The sequence below is a fragment of the Nitrospirillum goiasense genome, from assembly GCF_034427435.1.
GTDB lineage: Bacteria > Pseudomonadota > Alphaproteobacteria > Azospirillales > Azospirillaceae > Nitrospirillum.
The window spans coordinates 727,472-752,229 of the sequence record NZ_JAXQNP010000004.1; the positions used below are offsets into that span (position 1 = coordinate 727,472).

Here is a 24,758-nt window from a genome sequence, read left to right on the forward strand (position 1 = left end):
GCCCCTGCTCCTTCAACGGGAAACGCCACAAGGGGTAGTCCCCAAAGGAAAGCACCATGCCCGACGTCCCTGACCTGCCGCTTGCCACCAACCGCCTGGTGGTCACGCCCGACACGGTGACGGTGCGTGATGGCCGCCCGCCCCTGAGCCTGCTGGTGCATGAGGGCGGGGCCCGGGCCGACACCACCGTATTCCTCTGCCATGGCAGTGGCGGCAACAAGAACCAGTGGCGCCACCAATGGGCCGCCCTGGTGGCGGAGGGCGTGCGCATCGTCGCCTGGGATTTCGTCGGCCATGGACAGAGCCCGCAGCCGCGCGACTGGGCGGCGTACGACGGCCACCATCTGGTGGCCGATTATCGCCAAATCCTGGACACCTATGGCCCACCGCCAGGACAGGGCCGCGTCATCCTGGCGGGTCATTCCTATGGCTGCCGTCTGAGCTTGAGCCTGCTGCAGGGCCTGGCGGCGGAGGGGCGGTTGGATCGCGTGGCGGCGGCCCTGCTGCTGGGCCCGCCCAGCCCGGTCGCCCAGTTGGGGGCCAATCCGCTGGGCTGGCTGCCGCCCTTCATCCTGGAATGGATCCGCCCCATCATTTCCGCCAAGTTCCGCTCGCTCGCCTGGCATCCGGACACCGACGCCGCCCTGATCGCGTTCGAGGAGCAGGCGACGAAGGGCAACAGCCTGTTCATGATGAAGGCGCTGATGAGCCAGGCGGCCCATCCCGACCCGGCGGCGCTGTCATCCCTGACCCTGCCCATCACCGTGGTGGCGGGGGCCAACGACGGCCTGACGCCCCCGGCCGGCGCCCGCGACCTGGCCCGCCGCCTGCCCAACGCCACCTATGTCGAGCTGGAGCGCTGCGGCCACCAGATCATGCTGGAGCGACCGGCGGAGGCCAGCGCCCTGCTGCTGGACCTGGTCAGGGGCTGACGTCGCGCGGTCACTCATACCGCAGCGCCCCCACGGGCGGAGCGCTGGCCACGCGGATGACGTGGACGGCCACGGTGGCCAGCGCCACGGCCAAGGCCAGGGCACCCGCCGCCATGAAGGTCAGCGGCGCCTGGTCCACCCGCACCGTGAACTGCATCAGCCATTGGTGCAGGGCCCACCATGTCACCGGCCAGGCCACCAGGTTGGCCAGCAGGACGGGCCGGGTGAACTGCCAGGCCAGCAGGCGCAGGATGTCGCCGACACCGGCGCCAACGACGCGGCGCATGCCGATTTCCTTGGTGCGCCGCGCCGCGGTCAAGGCGGTCAGGCCGAACAGGCCCAGATTGGCCAGCACGATGGCCAAGCCGCCGAAGGCCGCGAACACCCAGGCTTGGCGCTCTTCCGACTGGTAGAGGCTTTCGATCCGCTCATCAACGAAGGCGCGCCCCAGATATTCGACATCGGGGTAGAGCCGGTCGACCACGGCGTTCAACGCCTTGACCGTGGCGCGTTGATCGCCAGCGGCCAGGCGCACCGTCAGGTGCCGGCCGCTGGGCTTGATCAGGAACATCAGCGGACGGTCGGACTCCCGGGCGGAGCTGAAGCGCATGTCCGCCACCACGCCAGCGACCTCGGTGGGGGTCTCACCGTTCACCAGCAGGCGTTCCCCCACGGCATCCTCGGGTTTTTTGTAGCCCATGCGCCGCGCCGCCGTCTCCGTCAGGATGGCATAGCGCGGCGCCTTCTGGTCGCCCTCGGCCGGCTTCCAGCCCTGGGGCAGGCCTTTGCCCGCCACCAGATGGGCGCCATAGGTGGCGAAAAAATCCTCATCCGCGGCGAAGGAGTGGATGCCTTCAGCCCGGCGCAAGGTGCTGCGGGTGTCCGCCGGCAAATCAAAGACGGATATACTGCCTGAAGGGTCGGCCGGCACCAGGGTCGACAGGCTGGCGGCCACGACCCCGGGCAGGCGCGCCACCTCCGCCTTCAAGGTGGCGGCGCGGGCCGTGTCGGTCGGCAGGTTGCTGACCAGATAAAGGTTAGCGGGCTGATAACCCAGGCCGACCGCCTGCACATGCGCCACCTGACGCTGCACAGTCAGGGTCGCCACCATCAAGGCGATGGAGACGGCGAACTGCGCCACCACCAGCACCGCCCGCACCCATCCGGCGCCCGGCGCCTGCGCCCTGCCCTTCAGGATCTCTCCCGGGCGATACCCTGACAGCACCAGCGCGGGATAAAAACCGCCCAGTACGCCCACGACGACCGGCGTGCCCAGCAGCAGGGGCATCAGCTTTCCATGGGTAAGGGGCGCCAGCGACAGCTCCCGCCCCACCAGGTTCTGAAACACCGGCAAGGCCAATTCCATGAGGGCCAGCGCCGCCAGGGTGGCGATGGCCGCCAACAGCACCGCCTCCCCCGTGAACAGCAGGACCAGTTGCCGGCGGCGGGCACCCACCAGCTTGCGGATGCCAACCTCCCGAGCCCGGCTGATGGCCTGGACCGTGGCCATGTTGGTGTAGTTGGCGATGGCGACTCCCAGGATCAGGAGCGCGACACCGCCCAGAACCCGCAATGTATCTATATCGCCACCGGGTCCGTTACTGCCGATCGCCTTGACCCCCATATATATATCCCGCACCGCGTCCAGCCGCAGTCTTAGGATAATTTCGTTGCCGCCACTTTCGTTGGCTTTGGGCGCCGTGTGGCGCTTCACGTAGGCGGGCAGGCCAGCGGCGACCGTGTCGGCGGATACCCCCGGAGCCAGGCGAATATAGGTGACGACGCCCTCCAGATCGCTCCAAGGCCGCGCCTCGGCCTTGGACCAGGATTTCTCGCCCCGCGCCGCGTCGGCGGCGACGGCCGCGAACACCAGGTGGCTGCGCGCGATGGGCGCCAGCACGCCGGTGACGGTCAGTACCGGCCCGTGGCTTACCTGTATGGTGCGCCCTATGGGATCAGCGTCACCAAACAGGGTGCGGGCCAAGGACCGCGTCACCACCACCGCATCCGGCCGCGCCAGCGCCGTCGCGGCATCGCCCCGTTCCAGCGGATAATCCAACACTTGCAGGAAATTGGGATCGGCCCACAACAGGTGCTGTTCAAAAAAACGGGTGCCCTCCCCCAGCATCACCCGGTCGGGTTCCTCCCGGGTGACGGCCTCGACCTCCGGCAGTTCCTGCCGGACCGTCAACGCCAAATCCGTGGGGCCGGAATCCATGACGATAGCCTGGCCGCCGATGTCGAAGGCGCCGTCCAGGCGATAAAGCCGATCGACATGGGTGAACCCCCGGTCCACGCCCACTTCCTCTGCGACATAAAGGCTGACCAGTAGAAAGGCGGCGATGCCCAAGGCCAGGCCCACCCCGTTCAGCAGTGTGGTCAGGGCCTGGCGGCGCAGGACGTGGAAGAAGGCGAACACGGGCATCTGGCGTCCCCCCTTATTCGTACCGTAGCGCGCCGGCGGGGGGCGCCAAGGTCAGGCGGAGAACATGGACGGCGACGGTGGCCGCAGCGATGGCCAGCGCGACGGCACCGGCGGCCAGGAAGGTCCCCGGCCCCTGGTCCACCCGCACGGCGAATTGCCCCAGCCAGCGGTGCAGGCCCCACCAGGCCAAGGGCCAGGCCAGCAGGTTGGCCAGCAGCACCGGCCGGGCGAACTGCCAGGTCATCAGCCAAGCGATGTCGCGGGCCCGCGCCCCCGCCACGCGGCGGATGCCGATCTCCTTGGTGCGACGGGCCGCTGCCAGCGCGGTCAGGCCGAACAGGCCCAGGTTGGCCAGAACGATGGCGAGTGCGCTGAACAGGGCGAAGACCTTCGCCTGCCGGTCCTCCCCCGCATAAAGCGCCGCGATCTGATCCTGGGCAAAGCCGCGCCGCCAATGCTCGACTTCCGGATAGAGGCGCTGCACCACGGCATCAATGGCGGCCACGGCGGCCGCTTGGTCGCCAGAGGCCAACCGGGCATTCAGGAAGGACGCGTCCCCACCCACGGTGAACAGCAGCGCTTCCGGCCGTTCGCGGGCGGAGCGGAAGCGCATGTCGGCCAACACCCCCACGATGCGCGTCGGCGGGTCGGTGTCCAGGAAGCGAAAGCTGCGGCCCACCGCGTCCTCTGGCCGCGCATAGCCCATGCGCCGGGTGGCCTCCACCGTCGCCAGGGCATAGTCGGTCGCCCCGTCGGGGCGAGCCGCCCCCGGTTTCCACCCCGCCGGCGTGCCCGATCCCGCCACCAGGGTGGCGCCATAGGTGGCGATGAAATCCTCATCCACCATGAACCAGGCCAGCGACACCCTCTGGTCCCGGCCCGCCCCGGCCGTTCCTTCCGGTGGCCGGATGGAAAGGGCGGCGCGCGATTGGTTGGCCGGGACCAGGCTGGTCAGGCTGACGGAGCGGACACCCGGAATGCGCGCCACCTCCGCCTTCAGCGTCGCCGCCCGCGCGTCACCCGAGGGCAACCGGCCCAGGGTGTAGAGGTCATCGGCGCGGTATCCCAGATCCGCCGCGCGGGCATGCTCCACCTGGCGATACACCGTCAGGGTGACGATCATCAGGGCGATGGACACGGCGAACTGGGTCACCACCAACACGGCCCGCACGCGGCCAGCGCGGGGCGCCTGGGCCCTGCCCTTCAGCACCTCTCCCGGGCGATAGCCTGACAGCACCATGGCGGGATAGAAGCCCCCGAGGGCGCCGACGATCACGGGGGTCAGCATGATCATGAAGGGCAACGGCCCCTGCCGCAGCACGTCCGTGGGCCAAGTCCGGCCCAGCAGATCCTGAAAGACGGGCAGCGCCAGTTCGACCAAGGCCAGGGCCAGCAGGGTGGCCACCAGCGTCAGCAGCATGGCCTCTCCCAGGAACAGGGCCACCAACTGGCGGCGGCGCGCGCCCACCAGCTTGCGCACACCCACCTCGCGCGCCCGGTTGATGGCCTGGGCCGTCGCCAGGTTGGTGTAATTGGCGACGGCCACGCCCAGGATCAGGGCGGCCACGCCGGCCAGGATGCGCAGCATGGCCATGTCGCCGCCCGGCTTGTGGTCGCCCAACGCCGACACATGCAGATGGATGTCGCCCACCGGGTCCAGGCGCAGGGCCAGCTTGAGCAGTTGCGGCGGCAAGGTGTTGTGGCGGTCGAGAAAATCCGGCAGGCGCGCCCGTACGGCATCCACCGAGACGCCGGGACGCAGCCGGACATAGGTGTTGATCGTCGGCTGGCTCCAATCGTCCACCGTCTGGCGCGCCCAGGCATTCGGCCCCCGCGCGGCTTCGGCGGCGATGGCGGTGAAATCCAGGTGGGTCTCCGCCAGCCGCGCCAATACCCCTGTCACCGTCAAGGGGGTGCCGTCGCGCGTCTGCACGACGCGCCCCAGGGGATCGGCATCGCCGAACAAGCGGCGGGCGAGCTCCGGACTCAGGACTAGGCCGTCGGGCCGGGACAGCGCTGTGGCGGCGTCGCCCCGCGCCAGGGGATAATCCAGCACCTGAAGCAAGTTGGCATCGGCCCACAGCAGCGGCACGTCGAAGGGCCGGTCCCCCACCTTCAGCACCACCTGGTCCTGAAAGACGCGCGTCGCGGCCTCCACCTCCGGGAACTCGGCCAGCAAAGGGGCGGCCATTTGCGGCGGAGACCCCGCCGCCAGCATGGTTCCCTGCCCCGGCACGGTCAGCGTGGTGGCGACGCGGTAAAGACGGTCGGCGGCGGTGAATCCGCGATCGACCCGCAGTTCAGCGACCACATACACCAGCATCAAAATGACGGCGGCGATGCCTACGGCCAGGCCGGCGATGTTGAGCAGGGTGATCAGCGCATGGCGGCGCAGGAAGGCCGGAAGAAGGTGATTCATGGTGGCCCCCTCACTCATATCGCAGCGCGCCGGCGGGCGGCGTTTGGGTCACGCGGACGACGTGCAGGGCGATAGTGGCCAGCGCCACGGCCAACGCCACGGCGCCAGCGGCCAGGAAGGTCCCCGGCCCCTGGTCCACCCGCACGGCGAATTGCCCCAGCCAGCGGTGCAGTCCCCACCAGGCCAGGGGCCAGGCGATGACGTTGGCGGTCAGAACCGGCCGCGCGAACTGCCAGGCCAGCAGCCAGGCGATGTCCAGCACCCGGGCGCCCACCACCCGGCGCAAACCGATCTCCTTCGTGCGGCGCGCCGCCGCCAGCGCGGTCAGGCCGAACAGGCCCAGGTTGGCCAGAACGATGGCGAGCGCGCTGAACAGGGCGAAGACCTTGGCCTGCCGCTCCTCCGTCCGGTACTGGGCCTCCAGCTTTTCATCAACGAAGCCGCGCGGCGCGCGGCGCGCCTCGGGATACAGGGTATCCACCAGGGCGTTGATGGCCGCCACGGCGGGCCGGGGATCGCCCGCCGCCAGGCGCACGGTGAGCGTGCCGCCGGTGGCGCCGATACCGAACATCAGGGCCTCATCCGCGTCACGCGCCGTGCGGAAGCGGACATCGCCCAGGATGCCCGCGACCTCCACCGTCCTGTTCTCCTCATCGGTGTAGCGGTCGCCCACCGCGTCGGCGGGATGGCCGTAGCCCAGGCGGCGGGCCGCCGCCTCCGTCAGCCAGACATAGCGCCGTCCCCCCTCCGCCGGCGGTCGCCAACCGGGTGGCAAGGCGACACCGGCCTTCAGGTTCAGATCATAGGTGGCGATGAAATCCGGGTCGGCCGAAAATTCGGCGATGTAGGTCTGGCCCGGCGTGGCCCCATGAGCGTCGGCCGGCACGGTCATCGGGGACATGCTCTGGTCAATGGACGCCGGGGCCAGGCCGCTGAAGGTGGCCCCCAGGATGCCGGGCAGCTTGGCCAGCTCCGCCTTCATCGTGGCCGCGCGCCGGGCGTCGGACGGCAGGTCGCTGACCGTGTAGAGGTTCTCGGGCAGGAAACCCAGCTTGGCGGTGCGGGCGTGGTCCACCTGGCGCAGCACCGTCGCCGTGGCGATGATGAGGGTGATGGAAATAGCGAACTGCGCCACCACCAGCACCGCGCGCAACCGGCCGGCCGCCGGCGCCACGCCCCCCTTCAGCACCTCCGCCGGGCGATAGCCCGACAGCACCAGGGCGGGATAAAGACCGCCCAGCACGCCAACCGCCAGGGGGGTGCCCAGCACCACGGCCAACAGGCCGCCGTTGAGCAAGGGGGCGATGCCGAAGGACCGGTCCACCAGTGCCTGGAAGGCGGGCAGCGACACCTCCGCCATCGCCAGGGCGGCCAGCGTGGCGGCCATGGCGAGCCCCACCGACTCCCCCGTGAACAGCGCCACCAGTTGCCAGCGCCTGGCCCCCGCCAGCTTGCGGATACCAACCTCGCGCGCGCGGTTGATGGCCTGCGCCGTCGCCAGGTTGGTGTAGTTGGCGATGGCGACACCCAGGATCAGCAGGGCGGCGGCCGACAGGATGCCCAGGGTGCCCACGTCGCCGCCCGTCTTGCGCTGGTTGAAGGTCTTGACGTGCAGGTGGATGGCCGGCACCGGGTCCAGGCGCAAGGTCAGGAAGCCAGCCCGCACATCCTCCGGCAACTGCGTCAGCACGGCGCGCCGGCGCACGAAATCCGCCAGCCGCGCCTCCACCGCCGATGCCGAGGCGCCGGGACGCAAGCGCGCATACACGGCGGTTTCCCCCACATGGGACCATTGCTCCCCCACCATATGGGCCCAGGTCTTGTCCCCCCGGCCGCTGTCCGCCGCGATGCCGGTGAATTTCAGATGGGTTTCGGCCAGGGGCTTCAGCACGCCGGTCACCGTCAGGAGCTGGCCGTCCGCCACCGGCACCGTGCGTCCCATGGGATCGGCGTCACCGAACAGGGTGCGGGCCAGATCCGGCGTCACCACCAGCCCATCGGGACGGGACAGCGCCGTGGCGGCGTCGCCGCGTGCCAAGGGATAGTCCAGCACCTGAAGCAGGTTGGCGTCCGCCCAGAGCAGGGGCACGGTCAGCGTCCGGTCCCCCTGCCGCAGGTCGACATCCTCCTCCGAGGCGCGGGTGACCGCCTCCACCTCCGGGAAATCCTGCGCCAGCGGCTCCGCCAACAGCGGCGTGGACGCCCCCAGCACCACCGTGTTGCCCCCCAGCGACAGGGAGCTGGCCACCCGGTACAGCCGATCGGCCCCGGTGAACCCCCGATCCACCGTCAATTCCCCGGCCACATACAGGCTGACCATAAGGAAGCCGGCGATCCCCACCGCCAGCCCGAACAGGTTCAGCAGGGTGACCAGCGCGTGGCGGCGGAAGAAGGGTGGCAGGACGGTCATTCGGCGTTCCCCTTGGCGCATCTGGGTCTACCGCCAAAGCAAAAGGTGCGCCAAGAGGGAAACGGCCTTCAACTTGTTGTTTTTATTACAGAGCGTACCGGGCCGGCGCTGTCCGCCCACGAACAGTGTCCGCAGGCGGACACCTGGAGCGTCCCCGTTGCCGGACACCTGCTGTGTGCATCACAAGCCAAAGCCGCTTTGGTCACCGCCGTGACCGCTCGGAGCGTGCCGCCGTTGTCCGCGGCCCGGATCATCTGCTTTTCACATACGTCGTCTCGAGCAACGCGTCGGCCAGATCGCCGAGTTTCTGATAGTCCCAACTGGCGTTGTTGAGCGTTACGACCGTATGCCCATCCGCCAGCACCCGGCGCGCGACCATGCGAAAGCCGCCATTGCTGCCATCCTCCCATGCGAGTTCGCGCATCGCGCCACCGACTTGGGCGGACCGGACGCGACCACCCAAAGCATAATGCTGGTCTGGCATTTGAATCGTCGTCAGTTCGCTACGGCTTCGCGCGGTGAGGAGGTCGCCACTCAGCACCGCGTTCATCAGGTTCAGCAGATCGGGGGCGCTGGTATAGAAGCCGCCCGTCATAGCCATATAGCCGGGGATGGGATTTGGTTTCGGCTGTGGCGAGGGGGTCAGCGCCGCATAGCCGACCGCCATGCCGGCCGTCTTTGCGGAATCGCCGGAATAGATGCCACTGTCCTTGAGCCCCAGAGGGCGCACCAGCAGCCGGTCGACAAGCGACGCGTAGGTCATGCCGCCGATACGCTCGACGATAGCCTGGACGAGGATCCAGTTGGATTGCGAATAGTCCCACTGCGTGCCCGGTACGAACGCCAGGTCGCCGCTCGCGTAGCGGCGCACCGCCTCATCCATCGGCAATTCGACGCCGCGGCTCGCGGGATCTGCCTGGCGCGCTTTCAGCACATCGTTGGGCAGACCGCTGGAATGGCACATGAGCCGCCGCAGCGTCAGCCGCGCGCCATTATCGGCACGATAGTCGGGCAAGTACCGCCCAATCGGCGCATCAAGATCGAGCCTGCCCTGATCCACCAGTCGCAGCACGACCACTGACGCGACCCATTTCGACATCGAGCCGATCTCGAACCGCGTGCGGTCGGTCACAGGGACGCCGTTGGCCACATCGGCAACGCCGATCGCGGCGATGCCGTCGATGGTTCCGCCGTGACCGATCAGCGCGACGCCATTGAACCCGTCGTCCCGCGCCTTGTCGATGACCTCCCGCCAGCTTCGCGCTGACGGGGACGGCCTCGCGGTATCTGCGGATGCCGGGATCGATGAGATCCGGCTGTGCGAGGATGGCATGACACTGGGCGATGGCTTCACCGCACAGTTCACGGTGGTCAGACAGACGACGAGCGCGGCGACAGACGATATACGGCGGTATCGCAAGACCGACCGCGGCGATGTTGTCCGCAGGCTCATTTCCAACCCCTCCCCCACGGATCAGGCTCCGGCCGCGCGGCCGGCTGCCACGTCCTTCAACCGCCACGGTCGCAGTACAATGACCAAGGGGTACTGGGCGTCAATCCCCATAGGTATCCGGCCCGAAAGAGGGCGGCCCCGGCTTGGCCACCACCGTCGGCGGCATCTGGTCCGGGTCGGGCACCACCCGGACCAGGGTGCAGGGACGGCCTTGAGCGTCGGCCGCCAAGGGCAGCGGCGGGCGGCGCATCAACAGGACGATGAGGGCAAGCAACAGCAACGCCAGCAGCGCGCGGGAGAGCACGGCGCCGACGCCGCCGTGAAGGCGGCCGGTCATGACGACAGTCCTTGTTCGGTGAATGGATTTCCAGGGAGGAGGAGCGCCCGCCCGGCGGGTTCGCTCCGTCACCAGCGAAGTATCGGGCGCCGAACCCTTGGCAACAATGCGTATTGCGCGCAGTCTGCCTTCGCCGATGGCGAAGGAAGTTCCGGGAGCGAACCATCATGCAATTCGACCTGACCGACCTGGCCCTGTTCCGCGACGTGGTGGAGGCGGGCAGCATCACCTGGGGCGCCGAACGGGCCCATTTGGCGTTGGCCGCGGCCAGCACGCGCATCCGCAATATGGAGGTGTCGCTGGGCACCACCCTGCTGGACCGTGGCCGCCACGGCGTGACCCCGACGGCCGCCGGCCGCGCCCTGCTGGCGCATGCCCGCACCATCCTGGGCCAAGCGGATCGGCTGCGGGAGGATTTGAGCGTTTACGCCGGCGGGGCGGCGGGCCATGTCCGCGTCCTGTCCAACACCAACGCGCTGACCGAATTCCTGCCCGAGTTGCTGGGCAGCTTCCTCACCGCCCATCCCCTCGTTACCGTGGATGTGGAGGAGCGGTTGAGCGATGAGATCGTGGCCGCCATCGCCGATGGCACCGGCGACATCGGCATCGTCGCCGGCACCGTGGAAACGGGCGATCTGGAAACCTTCCCCTTTCGCCAGGACCGCTTCGTGCTGGTGGCATCGCCCACGCATCCCCTGGGCGGGCGCGACAGCGTGACCTTCGCCGAGGTGCTGGACCACGACCTGGTGGGCCTGGACCGGGCGGCGGCCCTGCAGCGCTTCCTGTCCGACCGCGCCGCCCGGGCCGGCCGCCGCCTGCGCCTGCGTGTGCAGTTGCGCAGCTTCGACGCCATCTGCCGCCTGGTGGAGGGGAACGTCGGCATCGGCATCGTGCCGGAAACGACGGCCCGCCGCGCCGCCCGCACGGCCGACATCCGCTGCATCGCGCTGACCGATGCCTGGGCGGTGCGGGACCTGAAGGTCTGTGCCCGCAGCCGGGCCCGCCTGCCCCGCTTCGCCAAGCTGCTGGCCGACCACCTGCTGAGCGCGACGCCTACCGCGTCCATCAATGACCGCGATCCAACGCCGGGGGCATGATCGGGCGAGCGGATGGTAGGGCAACTGTTGGTTTCACAACATCGGCAGATCGGGAATCCCGCCCGCCGTCAGTCCGGCGTCGAACGCAGACGCGACCATCGCCAATCCAATCCCACAGCCCCAGCCGAAAGGCATAGAGCAAGCCCGCCAAACGTTGGCTCTAAAGGATAGGTTACAGATGCGTTACTAACAGATTGTTAGGATTATAACTTCATGGCAAACTTCGACAAATCACCGCAATAAGTTGATTGGTTTATGCAATATCCAGACAACAAATGAGTCTCGCGCTGCGTCGCCGGGCGTTAACCTTAATCGGTCCGTCAGATGCGACAACACGTCACGGAATATGCCTTAGGCAATAAGATTTCAAATTTTGACACATTTGCATTTCTGCTGTTAGCAAAAATGTGACAAAATTCGCACACTATCCGGTTGATACAGATCGTTACAAAATCGGCCGTTTACTCAATCGCGCTTCTGCAAAAGAAATTGGTCGCAATCCTGCCCCGATATGGGTGCGGGGCTGGCTGGGCCCCCGATGACGGGACCGGCCAACGATCAAGATAGAAGAGAGATTGAGGAGAGGCATGAGGGAGATTTCCGTCGCCGCCCACCGCAAGGTGTGGCGCCATGGCATCGCAGCGGGCGCCCTGATCGCGCTGGCCGCAACCACCGCCCAGGCCCAGCAGCAGGCCGCCGCCGATGATTCCCTGGAGGAGATCGTCGTCACCGGGTCGCGCATCGCGCGTCCCAACCTGACGCAGCCCACCCCCGTCCAGGTCATCAACGCCGAGGCCATCCAGGCTTCCGGCCTGACCTCGACCGTCGACGTGCTGAGCCAGTTGCCGCAGACCCAGAACGACATGGGTCCGTCGAACAACGCCCGCTTCATCAACGGCGCCGGCGTGAACTTCGCCAACCTGCGCGGCCTCGGCGAATACCGCACCCTGACCCTGGTGGACGGCAAGCGCCACGTCGGGTCGCTGTCCGGCCGCAACGGCTCGGGCGGCACCTCGCTGGTCGACCTGAACAGCATCCCCCCGGCGCTGATCGAGCGCATGGAGATCGTCACCGGCGGCACCTCGGCCGTGTACGGCGCCGACGCCGTGGCCGGTGTGGTCAACGTCATCCTGAAGAAGAATTACGAAGGCGCCGAAGCCACCATCCAGCACAACTGGTCGCAGGGTGATGGTTTCCAGTCCACCGACGTCAGCGCCATCATCGGCCACAATTTCGACGGCGGTAAGGGCAACATCACCTTCGCCTTCGACTACAACCATGACCTGGGCCTGTACGGCCGCGACCGGCCGGAAGCGCTGTACAACTATACCCTGGTGGCCAACCCGGCCAGCAAGGGCGCCAACGACGGCATTCCCGACCGCATCACCATCTCCCCGACCCTGTCGTCGGTGCTGGCGGCCAGCGGCGCGCCCGTCATCCGCACCTGGCTGGATGCGGCGCACCCGCAGTACAGCTACACCTTCAAGCCCGATGGCTCGGGCCTGATCCCGTTCAACCGCGGCACGCTGATCAACGGCATTCCGGCCGGCAACAAGACCAGCGCCGGTGACACCTCCTCCATCGGCGGGGACGGCTACAACTCGTCCAAGTACCTGACGCTGCGCACGCCCAACCTGCGCCAGGTGGCCGACACCCTGGTCAACTACCGCCTGGCCCAGGATCTGGGCCCCATCGACACGCTGAACTTCTTCAGCGACCTGAAGTATTCCAACAGCCGCGGCACCAGCCGGTCCACGCCCATGGCCAATGGCACGGGCACGCCCTCCACGGGGTCGAACGGCGTTTCCGCCACCGGCGCGATCACCATCCAGGCCGACAACGCCTATCTGCCGTCTGACCTGAAGAGCCTGCTGGCGACCGACAAGATCTCCAGCTTCACCATGACCCGCCTGAACGACGACTGGTACGGCCCGCGCGAGTATTCCTATGAATACGAGGTGATGCGCGGCGTGTTCGGCCTGAACGGCGACCTGACCAACGGGTGGCACTACGAGGCCTATTACGACTACGGCCGCAACCGCACCACGTTCGTGAACACGGACCGTGTGACCAGCCTGTTCAACCAGCAGCTGGACGCCGTGAACGTGGGCGGCAAGATCGTCTGCCGCGATGCCACCGCCCAGGCCAACGGCTGCCTGCCCATCAACCCCTTCGTCGTCGGCCCGCTGAGCGACGCGCAGAAGGCCTACGCCTACACCTACACCAAGGAAATGGCGACGCTGCAGCAGCACGACGCCGCCTTCAACCTGAACGGCGACCTGTTCAAGTTCCCGGCGCTGTTCAGCGGCACCGTTGCCCCGGTCAGCTTCGCCGCCGGCTTCGAGTACCGGAAGGAAGAGTCGGTGGACAAGACCGACTTCCTGCAGAACCAGCCCACCGGCACCATCTACGGCAACCAGAACGGTTCCGTGGCCGGCAGCTACGATACCAAGGAATGGTATGGTGAGCTGAGCATCCCGGTCCTGCGCGACATTCCGTTCGCCAAGGCCGTGGACCTGGACCTGGCCTACCGCTATTCCGACTACAGCCTGGCCGGTCCCGCCAGCACCTGGAACATCCAGGCCGGTTGGGCCGTCAATGACGACGTGAAGCTGCGCGGCGGCATCGCCCGCGCGGTGCGCGCGCCCAACATCGACGACCTGTTCACCCCGGCCGGCGACAACTTCCTGGGCGTCAGCGATCCCTGCACGATCCAGAACATCAACGCCAACGCCACCCGCGCCGCCAACTGCGCCAAGGTCGTGCCGGCGGGCTACAACTCCAACGACTTCAGCAACCCGTCCACCCGTACGGGCGGCAACATCAACCTGAAGCCGGAAATCGGCCGCACCCTGACGGCCGGCGCCGTGTTCACCCCGACCTTCGTGCCGGGCCTGAACATCACCGCCGACTACTGGCTGGTGAAGATCACCCAGGGCCAGGCGGCGCTGACCTCCAACTCCATCCTGACCAACTGCTACGACCTGGGCGCCACCGCCCAGTGCAACCTGATCACCCGCCGTGCGGACGGTTCCATCGCCACCATCTATGGCAACACCGTCAACATCGGTAAGGAAGTGGTGCGCGGTCTGGACTTCCAGGTCGACTACGCGTTCGAGCTGGACAAGGTGGGCCTGCAGAACATGGGCGGCCTGAACCTGGGCTTCACCGGCACCTGGATGCCGGAAAGCATCATCATCCAGGACCCGGCCCACGCCGAGAACAAGCTGTACCGCGCCGGCACGATCGGTTATCCGCACCTGAAGGGCCGTTTCACCGGCACCTGGGATTGGAACAACCTGTCGGTCACCTGGTCCAGCCGCTTCATCGGCGAGTCCGAGACCTTCCCGAACTCCACGGCCGAAATCGCGGACTTCAACAAGATCCCGACCTACTGGTACCACGACATCTCCGCCCGCTACCGCTGGAAGAACATCACGGTGTTCGGCGGTATCAACAACCTGGCGGACAAGATGCCCCCGGCCGTGCCCTACCTGTACCAGGGCTCGTACCAGGGCGGTTCGTACGCCACGTTCCCGGTCACCACGGGTGGCGGCGGTTCGTACGACATCGTCGGTCGCACCTTCTTCGTCGGCACGACGGTGAAGTTCTGATGAGGGCGGGGGCCGGGCGCGACGCCAGGCCCCCATTCTCAAAAGCGTCGGGGCCGCGACCGGGAAACCGGTCCGGCCCTTTTCGCATTCAGCCCCCCTTGGTGGCGGGGCATGGGAGAAGATGGATGAGGCACGCCCACATTGCCGCCCCCGTGGTGGTGGCCCTGCTGAGCTTGGCCGGACCTGCCCAGGCAGCCGCGCCGGCCCAGGCGGCCCCGACCAGCGCCGCCGGCGAGGTGGTGGCCTGCAAGAAGATCGCCGACCGGGACCAGCGCCTGGCCTGCTTCGACAAAAGCAGCGATGGACTGGAAGCCGACATGAAGAAGGCGGTGGAAGCCACCTTCGGCGGATCGGCCGCCAGCAAGGCCGACCAGACCGAGGCCACGTTCGGCAAGCATGAACCACCCCCGCCCCCCGTGGCGGCGGAACTGGACAACATAAAGTCACGCATCGTGTCGGTGCGTCCCGACCCCGCCGGCCGGCCCATCTTCATCCTGGAGAACGGCCAGGTCTGGCGCTCCCAGGAAAGCGCCCGCCTTCACCTGAAGGGCGATGAGGTCGCCACCGTGTCCCATTCCATGCTGGGCATGGGCTATGAGCTGCAGGTGGGCGACATGTCCTACAGCCTCAGCGTGGTGCGCGAGCGCTGATAATGGCGACGGCTTGAAAGAGGGGCGGGGAAGCGCTCCCCCGCCGCCTTTTCCGATTCACGTCTCAGTTCTGCGCCGGGCTGCCGGCGACGATGAACTTGCGGATATCCTGGGTCATCTTCTCGATGGCCTGGGGCTGCACGTACATCATGTGGCCGCCGGGGTAGTAGTTGAACGACACCCGGTTGGTGGGCACGCCCGCGTCGTTGAAGCTGTTCTCCGTGTGGAAGAACGGTGTCGCCAGGTCGTAATAGCCCATGGCGACGAAGGCCCGCATGCCCTTGTTCTGGCGCATGGCGTCGCCGACGAAGGGGCCGACGTCGGTGCCGCGATAGGGTTCGCCACCGCCGCCATCCACCTGGGCGTAGTTCCAGCGGCGGTAGAGGGAGCCCAGCACCTTGTACTCCCGCCCGCCCATGTCCAGGCCCAAGTCATTGCGGAAGTAGGTGTTCACCACGGCGCTGAACGCCCCACTCATGCCGTTCAGGGAGGGATCGTTGTCCGGCCGGTCGCCGGAGGCGTCGTAGTCGTCGCCCAGATAGCGGCCGTCGATGCGGCCGATGCTCTTGCCCTGGTCGCGCAGCAGTTCCTTCATGAAGCGATGGTCCTGGATCTTCAGGTGCGATTGCTCGATGAAGGCCGGGGACAATCCTGTGAAGTGGGCCAGCTTGGCCACCACCGCCTTGTGCTGGTCCGGCGACAGCCGGTTGCCCAGGATGAGGGCGGAGGCATAATCCGTCGCCGCGAACTGGCGGGCGTCGGCCAGGAACTTGTCGAAGCCCATGGAGGTGTCGGCCACCTTCTTGTGATACCAGGCCGTGGCGGCATAGCTGGGCAGGAAGGACCAGTACGGCACCAGATTGCCCCGCGCGAAGGTCAGCGAGGTGTAGTCCATGGCCGGCGAAATCAGGATGATGCCGTTCAGGGACACGGTGGAGGTGGTGCCGCTCAGTTCCGGCAGCATGGCGCCGGTGCGGATGCCGCCATAGCTTTCGCCGCCCAGGAACTTGGGGCTGTTCCAGCGCTTGTTGTCGCCCAGCCAGACGCGCACGAACTGGGCGATGGATTTCGCGTCCTCCCGCACGCCCAGGAAGTCCTTATCCTCCCCCTTGCCGATGGCATGGCTGTAACCGGTCGCGACCGGATCGATGAACACCAGGTCCGTCACATCCAGGATGGAATAGGCGTTGTCCACCAAGGGGAAAGGCGGCGGACCCGGGTTCTCGGCATCCGCCGGGATTTGCACGCGCTTGGGCCCGAACACACCCATGTGCAGCCACAGGCTGGCGGAGCCGGGACCGCCGTTATAGAGGAAGGTCACCGGACGGGTGGCCGGGTTGGCCCCCTTCTTGGTGTAGGCGACGGCGAAGATGCTGGCGACGGGTTCGCCCTTGTCATCGCGCAGATAGGTCTCACCAGCGGAAACGGTGTAGTCGATGCGCTTGCCGTTGAAGGTGCCCGAGCGGTCGACCGTCACGCGCCTGGGTGCATCAGGCTTGGCGGCATCGGGGCCCGCCTTCGGGGGACCGTCCTTGCGGTCCTGCTTATCGTCCTTCCTCTCCTGCGCGACACCCATGATGGCCGGAGCCATGACCGCCGGCACCGTCACGGCCAACACGGCCGCCACCAGCAGTCCCCAACGCCTGTTCTTCACTGGAACCCCCATTCTTCATTATGGCGGCCAGGGTAGCAAAAGCGGCGGCAAAAAGGGGCTCCGATAAAAGTTTTAAGCGGACGCTTGGAGGACGTGCGCAATCGCCCGGCGCGCGCCGGCCCGGGCCCATCGTTCCGCGTGCATCACCCGCGGCGGTTCTCCCCGCAAGGGAACCTTTGGGCGGATCAGGTGTTTCCGACGGTGGCGCTTTCGGCGCTTTCCCCCGGTCCAAAACACCCCTCTCCCCCTGGAGGCAAAAACAAATCATGGATAATCCCGGCGCCCCAACCCTGCGGCGGCCCCTGGGGCGGCCCCTGCGCCGCCCCGCGCTGACTGGTCTGCTCCTCAGCCTGGCGCTTTGCCTGCTCTGCCTGCTAGCGGACAAGGCCCAGGCGCAAACACCGTCCCCCCTGAGTGAATGGCAATATTCCGCCGGCGTCCTGCTGCGGTCCAAGTTCGAGAACCCGCTGCCGACCTGGGATGTCAGCGTCGGCGCCGCCACGTCATTGCAGCCGCGCTATGTCGGTTCTTCGGAGTACCATGTGCAGCCCGGCATCAACCTGGATGTGCGCTACAAGGACATCGCCTTCTTCTCCATGGGGGAAGGGGTCGGCGTCAACCTGCTGCGCGGGGAGAATTTCCGCGCCGGCGTCGCCCTGGGCTTCGATGTCGGCCGCGACCAGGACGACAGTTCCCAGCTACGCGGCCTGGGCGACATCTCCCCCGCGCCGGAGGCCAAGGTGTTCGCGGAGTACACCATTTTCCCCGTGGTGCTGCGCACCGCCGTGCGGCGTGGCTTCGGCGGCAACAACGGCTGGGTGGGGGACATAAGCGCTTATCTGCCCGTCGCCGGATCGGACCGCTTTTTCGTCTTCGTCGGCCCGACCGCGACCTATGCCGACTCCTCCTACATGCGGCGCTATTTCGGCATCAATCCCAACCAATCCATCCGCAGCGGATACCGGCAATTCACCCCCAGCAGCGGGTTCAGCAGCGCCGGCTTCGGGTCCAGCGCCGTCTGGTTCTGGACGGAGCATTGGTTCATGACGGCGGACGGCGCCTATCAACGCCTGTTGGGGGACGCCGCCGACAGCCCCATCACCCGCGCCCATTCGCAACTGACCTTGAACCTGAGCGTGGCCTATCGCTTCTGACCGCACAATGTTCACGCCAACGCGGTTGGCAGCACGACCCCAGCGACCATAAGATGGTGCGACCACAGGAAATACAGCCCTGGCGGAGGCTGGCGCACGCTAGGCCCCGCCGGGGCCTTTGAGGGAGCCGCACCATGCGCCGCGTGATCAAGGTTTTCGATGCGTCGGCCCCGGCCTTGACGGCCCTGCCTGGTGTCCGTCTGCTACAGGACTATCCGGCCTTCCGCATCGTGGAGGTGGACGATGATACCGCCGCCACCGCGGTGCTGGCCACCGGCCTGACGGAGGACATCAGCGCCCTATACACACTGACCATGGCCAACACCGGCGCCGCCCCCATAGACACCGACATCCCCCGCGTGGCCGCCGACGGCAGCCATGAGGCCCACCCGGCCTATGAGGACCAGGCGGCGCTGCCGCCGGGTGTCCATCACTACATCGTCCAGTTCGTCGGCCCCATCCAGGACTCGTGGCTGGCCGCCGTGGCGGCGACCGGCGCGGATGTGGTGGAGCCCTATCAGCATTTCGCCATCATCGTCCGCGCCACCGCCGACGAGGCGGGCGTGCTGAGCCAGTTGAACATTGTCCGCTGGGTCGGCCACCTGCCCTATTCGGCCCGCCTGGTCCATGAGATCGATGAATTGGCGGCCCCCCCGGCGCCGGGCACCCACCATGGACATGCCCTGGCGGACGCCTACACCGTGGAATTCTTCCTGGCCGCCCAGGCAAGCCAGGGAGCGGCGGACATCACCGCCGCCGGCTTCACCGTGGTGGAGGAGGCGCCAGGCAGCGCGCTGGTGGTGGTGCGGACGACAGCACCCGATGAGGGCGAGCTGCGCGACAAACTGCTGGCGCTGGCGCAGGTGCATGGGGTGAAGCGCATCGGTCGCCAGGTGCTGCCCCTGCTGTCCACGGACCAGGCCACCCGCATCATCGCCCCCGCCGCCGCGCTGGACGGGGTGCCAGGCCTGGATCTGTCGGGCGCGGGAGAGGTGGTGGCGCTGTGCGACACCGGGCTGGACACGGGCGATCCATCCACCATCCACCCCGATTTCGCGGGCCGCGTCCTGGCGCTGAAAAGCTATCCCATCAGCCCCAGCTATGCCGCGCGCATCAACAATCCCGGCGCCGACGACGGCCCCGCCGACGTCAACCGGGGGCACGGCACACACACCGCCGGGGCGCTGCTGGGGGACGGGACCGCCAGCGCCGACCTACCCAACCGGGCGGGGCCCGTGCGTGGCCTGGCCCACCGGGCGCAGGTGATCATGCAGGCGGTGGAGCAGTTCCTGGACTGGAAGCCCGACCAGAAGACCCCCACCAGCCCCGCCTATGGCTTGGCCGGCCTGCCCAGCGACCTGAAGGTGCTGTACGGCTGGGCCTATGAGCAGGGTGCGCGCGTCCATTCCAATTCCTGGGGCGGCGGCACGAAGCAGGCCTACAACTCCTACTGCACCGATATCGACACCTTCGTCTGGAACAACCCCGATTTCTGCATCGTCTTTTCCGCCGGCAACGACGGGGCCGACAACGACGGGGACGGCAAGATCGATCCCGGCAGCGTTACCCCACCCGGCACCGCCAAGAACTGCATCACCGTGGGCGCCTGTGCCAACAGCCGCCAGGACATCGCCATCACCAATGGCAAGAAGTGGGGCGCCAAGGCGGCCCCCGTCGATGCCCTGGTGGCCGGCGGGCCGGACCAGATGGCCCCGTTCAGCAGCCGGGGCCCCACCCAGGATGGACGGGTGAAACCCGACGTGGTGGCGCCCGGCACCTTCATCCTGTCGACACGGTCCCAACGGCTGACCAGCTACAACGGCCAGACGCCTTATTACGACCCGGCGACCCCTTTCTATATGTATGAAAGCGGCACCAGCACGGCGGCTCCCCTGGTGGCGGGGGCGGTCACCCTGATCCGCGAGTACCTGCGGACCCGCGTCGGCCTGCCCTCACCCTCGGCGGCCCTGCTGAAGGCGGCGCTGGTCGCCGGCGCAGTGCCGCTTAGCGGCACGGAAGGCCCGTTGCCGGATGTAAACCAGGGCTTCGGCCGTGTCCACCTGGACACCCTCCTGGCCCCGGCCGCCCCGGTGCGCGCCACCTTCCTGGACGGTAACAGCGTTGGGACGGGCGATCTTTACGAGTACCGCGTGGACATCACGACGGATGGCCTGCCCCTGCGGGTGGCGCTGGCCTACAGCGACTATCCCGGCGCCAACCTGGTGAACAACCTGAACCTGGTGGTGCGCGGGCCCGACGGGACCGCCCGCACCGGCAACACCGGCCCGGATGGCCAGACGCCGGATGGCAAGACCATGGACAGCGCCAACAATGTCGAGGCCATCAGCGTGCCGGCAGCGGCGACCGGCACCTGGACCGTTCAGGTCATCGGCGCCAACGTGCCGCAAGGGCCGCAACCCTTCGCCCTGGTCTTGCTGGCGGCGAGTTGAACAAGAAAAAGGGCGGCAAGCTCCCCTGGCCGCCGCCCTTCCCCATTCCGCCCCCTAACGGAGGGTCCCCACCGGACAACACGGGACACGCCCCTTCCCCGGGGGTCTGATCGCAGGGAAGGATGCGACATGGGGCCCGGATGACGGCGCCACAAGCCCGCAAGACGGATATCAAGGCGCGATGGGGGCAACCCATCGCGCCCTGGCATCACAGCGCGTCGGCGTCGGTCTCGCCCGTGCGGATGCGCACGGCTTGCGCCAGTTCCAGCACGAAGATCTTGCCATCGCCGATCTTGCCGGTGTTGGCGGCGGCCTGAATGGCCTCCACCACCTTGTCGGCCAGGTCATCGGGCACCGCCACCTCGATCTTCATCTTGGGCAGGAAGCTGACGGCGTATTCGGCGCCCCGGTAGATCTCGGTCTGGCCCTTTTGCCGGCCATAGCCCTTGACCTCGGTGACGGTCAGGCCCTGGACCCCCAGGCCGGTCAGGGCATCGCGCACCTCATCCAGCTTGAAGGGTTTGATCACCGCGATAATGAACTTCATCAGACCACTCCCTGATTGGATATTCGTGATCGCCGCGGGGCGGGCCGGCCGGTTCGGGTTTCCCCTTGCCGGCCGGCCGTGGACCCCACGGATCCGCTTAGACTTCAGTCCCTTGGGGATAGCTTACGGCATCCCGGGGGCACGCGCCCAACGCTTAGTGGCCGACGCTCAGTGGATGGACTCGCCGTGCAGGGCGATGTCCAGGCCGTCGCGCTCGACTTCCTCATCGACGCGCAGGCCGATCACCAGGTCGATGATCTTCAGCAGCACGAAGGTGATGACGCCGCACCACACGATGGTGAAGGCGACGCCTTCCAGCTGGGTGATGACCTGGGCGGCATTGCCCTCGATCAGGCCCAGCTTGGTGTCCGGCGCGTCCTTCAGGGCGGCGGCGAAGGCGCCCTCGCTGTTGCCGATGGACATCTTGGCGAACACGCCGGTCAGGATGGCACCGACGATGCCACCGATGCCGTGCACGCCGAAGGCGTCCAGGCTGTCGTCATAACCCAGGGCCTTCTTCAGCGAGGTGGCGGAGAAGAAGCAGATGATGCCGACGGCGATGCCGATGGCGAAGGCGCCCACCGTGTCGACGAAACCGGCGGCCGGGGTGATGGCCACCAGGCCGGCCACGGCGCCGGAGATGATGCCCAGGACCGAGGGCTTGCCCTTCACGGCCCATTCCACGAACACCCACGACAGGGCGGCGGCGGCGGTGGCCACCTGCGTGACCGTCATGGCCATGCCGGCGCGGGGACCGGCGGTCAGGGCGGAGCCGGCGTTGAAGCCGAACCAGCCCACCCACAGCAGCGAGGCGCCGATGAGGCTCAGCACCAGGTTATGCGGGCTGAAGTCGGCGTTGGGGTAGCCCTTGCGCTTGCCGATGACCAGGCAGGCCACCAGGCCGGCGATGCCGGCGTTGATGTGCACCACCGTGCCGCCAGCGAAGTCCAGCACACCCAGCTTGGCCAAGTAGCCATTCGGGTGCCAGACAGTATGGGCGATGGGGGCGTAGACGACCAGCGACCACAGGGTGATGAACACCAGCATGGCCGAGAACTTCATGCGATCAGCGAAAGCGCCGGTGATCAGCGCCGGCGTGATGATCGCGAAGGTCATCTGGTACATCATGAACACCGGCTCCGGGATCGTCGGGGCCAGGGCGTGGGTGCCGGTCGGGTCCATGCCCGCCAGCAGCACGCGGCTGAAGCCGCCGATGAATTCCTTGGCGTCGGCGGCGTCGCTGGCCGCGGAGAAGGCCAAGCTGTATTCAACCAGCGCCCACAGCACGGTGACGAGGCAGGTGATGGCGAAGCTCTGCATCACCATGGCCAGCACGTTGAACTTCCGCACCATGCCGCCGTAGAACAGCGCCAGGCCGGGGATGGTCATCATCAGCACCAAGGCCGTGGACGTCAGCATCCATGCCGTGTCACCACCGCTGATGGTGGGTGCGGCAGGTGCGGCCGCCGCCGCGGCCGGCGCCGCGGCGTCCTGAGCGAAGGCCAGCGCCGGCGCCATGCCGGCCAGCACCATCACCGCCAATCCAAGTAAACGGTTCCCAAGCAAACGGTTCATCTGGCTCCCCATTCCCGTTCGTTTAAGCCGGTTCCGGCACCCCCGGGTCTGCCCCCAGGAACCGGTCCGGCCATCAGCCAACCTGTTCCCCCTTTCAAAGTCCGTGCCGCGAGCCCAATAGGCATGCGAACCGCGGGAACACTGGTCGCCCGCCCGGCGGATTTGTTGCCAAAAGGTTAAAAAAACCGCACCGATTCGGGGTCAACGAGGCGACCAGAGCGGCTAATGCCCACTTTTTAGGCATAACCCTTCCAGCCACACCCTGCGGTTTCAGCTTATTTTTGAAGCTGTTTCAAGCGACTGGCCGTGAAGGTTGAGCAGGCGCGGTAAATGACGAACGAATGATTTCGCTGACAGCCCAAAAGATGGGCATATTTTTCAAAATTGATCGCCAAACCACAACTTATGGAAACCAGTTTCACGCCGCCGGCGGCATCTTACAACCCCACGGGGTAAAAATGCCTTCTTCCCGCCCAGGCCGCAGCAAATCAACCTTTTGTGGCCGCACTGTCCACCCTGCGGCCAAACGTCCCGGTGCAAGCGGGCAGAGTCGGTGCCCGCTTTATGGGCACCAGCCTGGAACTGGCATCGATCTTGCTGCGTCGCAAAACGCAGTCATCGCTACATAACAACAAGCCTCACGGAGAATAACCAATGGCCTCAGTTCGGGAGATTGAAGTCGGCTGTCCGATTGCCAACCGCGCGCCGGCCCCGCGCGGACGCACCACCAAGGCTTTCCTGCTGTCGGCCACCGCCGCCGCCGCGGTCGGCCTGATGGTGGGCCTGTCCGCCATCGCCACGCCGGCCCTGGCGGACGAGGCGGCCCCCACCGAGCCGCCGGGCATCAAATGGTCGGCTTACGCCGAAGCCGGCGCCACCTTCGCCGGCAACGGCCCCACGGGCGGCACCAACTATGGCCACCTGTTCACCGACAAGACCAACCAACTGGTCCTGAACCAGTTGTCCGGCACCATTTCCAAGGATTTGGACCCGAAGGCCGAGGGTTTTGACTGGGGCTTCAAGGTCCAGGCCTTCTACGGCACCGACGCGCGCTACACCCATTTCCTGGGCATCCTCGACACGGGCATCAAGGAACGCACCCAGCTCGACCTGGTGGAAGCCAACGTGCTGCTGCATTTCCCCAGCCCCGGTGCCGGCGGCCTGGACCTGAAGGTCGGCGCGTTCTCCACCCCCCTGGGCGCGGAAGTCATCGCCGCCCCGTCGAACCTGTTCTACAGCCACAGCTACATCTTCAACTTCGGCCTGCCGCTGAAGCACACGGGTGCCCTGGCCACCCTGCACCTGACGCCGGACATCGACCTGTATGGCGGTATCGACAGCGGCGTGAACACGACCCTGAGCGATGGCGACAACAACAGCGCCGCCGCCGGCATCTTCGGCATCGGCCTCAACAACCTGCTGGACGGCAAGCTGACCGTCCTGGCCCTGACCCATGTGGGCCCGGAAAATCCCAGCCTGAAGGCGCCGCTGGGCTATGCCGACGCCAATAATGAGAACCGCTGGATCAGCGATATCACCGCCACCTTCAAGGCGACGGATGAACTGACGCTGATCACCGAGCTGAACTACATCAAGGACGATCTGTTCAACGTCGACGGCGGCGGCATCGCCCAATATGTCAGCTACACCCTGACGCCGGAGCTGACGGCCAACCTGCGCCTGGAATACTGGCGGGACGGCCATGGCTTCTTCGTGGCCGCCTTCCCCGGCAACCGCGACTTCGTCTACCTGGAAAAGGGCGAGCCGCTGGAGAAGGGCGCCATCGGCACCGGCGTGGGCACCAGCTATGGCGAGCTGACCGTGGGCCTGACCTGGAAGCCGGCGGACCTGGGTGTGCTGGACGGCCTGACCCTGCGGCCGGAGGTGCGCTACGACAAGGCCAACCACAACGCCTACGACAACCTGACCAAGGACGACCAGTTCACGTTCGGTGTCGATTTGATCCTGCCTTTTGGCGGCTGATCCGTTACCATATTCGGGGCGGGCGGTTCCTTTGGACCTGCCCGCCCTTATAATTCAG

Annotated in this window: 15 protein-coding genes; 7 read left to right on the plus strand and 8 right to left on the minus strand. The window is 67.1% G+C overall.

The window, feature by feature from the left end:
- Window positions 1-56: 56 nt before the first annotated feature.
- Window positions 57-932 carry an alpha/beta fold hydrolase gene (locus ULB03_RS24975; RefSeq protein WP_322485787.1) on the plus strand — a complete coding sequence of 292 codons (876 nt, stop codon included), beginning with the start codon at window positions 57-59 and terminating at the stop codon, window positions 930-932.
- Window positions 933-942: 10 nt separating this feature from the next.
- Here ULB03_RS24975 and ULB03_RS24980 read toward each other — a convergent pair whose 3' ends face one another.
- The 5 genes from ULB03_RS24980 to ULB03_RS25000 all read right to left on the minus strand — a co-directional run bounded on the left by ULB03_RS24980 (window position 943) and on the right by ULB03_RS25000 (window position 9,976).
- Complete coding sequence (locus tag ULB03_RS24980; RefSeq protein WP_322485788.1) at window positions 943-3,357, minus strand: ABC transporter permease; 2,415 nt, start codon at window positions 3,355-3,357, stop codon at window positions 943-945.
- 13 nt (window positions 3,358-3,370) lie between these two features.
- Window positions 3,371-5,776 carry an ABC transporter permease gene (locus ULB03_RS24985; RefSeq protein WP_322485789.1) on the minus strand — a complete coding sequence of 802 codons (2,406 nt, stop codon included), beginning with the start codon at window positions 5,774-5,776 and terminating at the stop codon, window positions 3,371-3,373.
- A gap of 10 nt (window positions 5,777-5,786) precedes the next feature.
- Window positions 5,787-8,186 carry an ABC transporter permease gene (locus tag ULB03_RS24990; protein ID WP_322485790.1) on the minus strand — a complete coding sequence of 800 codons (2,400 nt, stop codon included), beginning with the start codon at window positions 8,184-8,186 and terminating at the stop codon, window positions 5,787-5,789.
- A 250-nt stretch (window positions 8,187-8,436) separates the two neighbouring features.
- Entirely contained in the window at window positions 8,437-9,639 is a 1,203-nt protein-coding gene (locus tag ULB03_RS24995; RefSeq protein WP_322485791.1) for a serine hydrolase domain-containing protein, read from the minus strand.
- A 100-nt stretch (window positions 9,640-9,739) separates the two neighbouring features.
- Window positions 9,740-9,976: a hypothetical protein gene (locus tag ULB03_RS25000; protein WP_322485792.1), complete on the minus strand. Its 237-nt coding sequence runs from the start codon at window positions 9,974-9,976 to the stop codon at window positions 9,740-9,742.
- A gap of 167 nt (window positions 9,977-10,143) precedes the next feature.
- Here ULB03_RS25000 and ULB03_RS25005 point away from each other — a divergent pair, with 167 nt between their 5' ends.
- The 3 genes from ULB03_RS25005 (at window position 10,144) to ULB03_RS25015 (ending at window position 15,337) form a co-directional block, all read left to right on the plus strand.
- Window positions 10,144-11,073, plus strand: coding sequence for a LysR family transcriptional regulator (locus tag ULB03_RS25005; protein WP_322485793.1), 930 nt, complete (start codon window positions 10,144-10,146; stop codon window positions 11,071-11,073).
- Between the two features lie 587 nt (window positions 11,074-11,660).
- Window positions 11,661-14,687 (plus strand): TonB-dependent receptor domain-containing protein, encoded by a 3,027-nt coding sequence (locus ULB03_RS25010; protein ID WP_322485794.1) that lies wholly within the window; start codon window positions 11,661-11,663, stop codon window positions 14,685-14,687.
- 125 nt (window positions 14,688-14,812) lie between these two features.
- Window positions 14,813-15,337 (plus strand): hypothetical protein, encoded by a 525-nt coding sequence (locus tag ULB03_RS25015; protein WP_322485795.1) that lies wholly within the window; start codon window positions 14,813-14,815, stop codon window positions 15,335-15,337.
- Between the two features lie 64 nt (window positions 15,338-15,401).
- Here the strand turns inward: ULB03_RS25015 and ULB03_RS25020 are convergent, their stop codons facing one another.
- Window positions 15,402-16,991 carry a S10 family peptidase gene (locus ULB03_RS25020; protein ID WP_322485796.1) on the minus strand — a complete coding sequence of 530 codons (1,590 nt, stop codon included), beginning with the start codon at window positions 16,989-16,991 and terminating at the stop codon, window positions 15,402-15,404.
- Window positions 16,992-17,257: 266 nt separating this feature from the next.
- Here ULB03_RS25020 and ULB03_RS25025 point away from each other — a divergent pair, with 266 nt between their 5' ends.
- Entirely contained in the window at window positions 17,258-18,145 is an 888-nt protein-coding gene (locus tag ULB03_RS25025) for a MipA/OmpV family protein (protein WP_322485797.1), read from the plus strand.
- Between the two features lie 134 nt (window positions 18,146-18,279).
- Window positions 18,280-20,595 carry a S8 family serine peptidase gene (locus ULB03_RS25030; RefSeq protein ID WP_322485798.1) on the plus strand — a complete coding sequence of 772 codons (2,316 nt, stop codon included), beginning with the start codon at window positions 18,280-18,282 and terminating at the stop codon, window positions 20,593-20,595.
- 208 nt (window positions 20,596-20,803) lie between these two features.
- Here ULB03_RS25030 and ULB03_RS25035 read toward each other — a convergent pair whose 3' ends face one another.
- Window positions 20,804-21,142 (minus strand): P-II family nitrogen regulator, encoded by a 339-nt coding sequence (locus ULB03_RS25035; RefSeq protein ID WP_145731416.1) that lies wholly within the window; start codon window positions 21,140-21,142, stop codon window positions 20,804-20,806.
- A 168-nt stretch (window positions 21,143-21,310) separates the two neighbouring features.
- Window positions 21,311-22,717, minus strand: a complete 1,407-nt coding sequence (locus ULB03_RS25040; protein ID WP_322485799.1) for an ammonium transporter — start codon at window positions 22,715-22,717, stop codon at window positions 21,311-21,313.
- A 654-nt stretch (window positions 22,718-23,371) separates the two neighbouring features.
- On the opposite strand from ULB03_RS25040, the gene ULB03_RS25045 reads away from it, so the two are divergent.
- A complete protein-coding gene (locus ULB03_RS25045; RefSeq protein ID WP_322485800.1) occupies window positions 23,372-24,700 on the plus strand; it encodes a porin in 1,329 nt (442 codons plus the stop codon).
- Window positions 24,701-24,758: the final 58 nt, after the last annotated feature.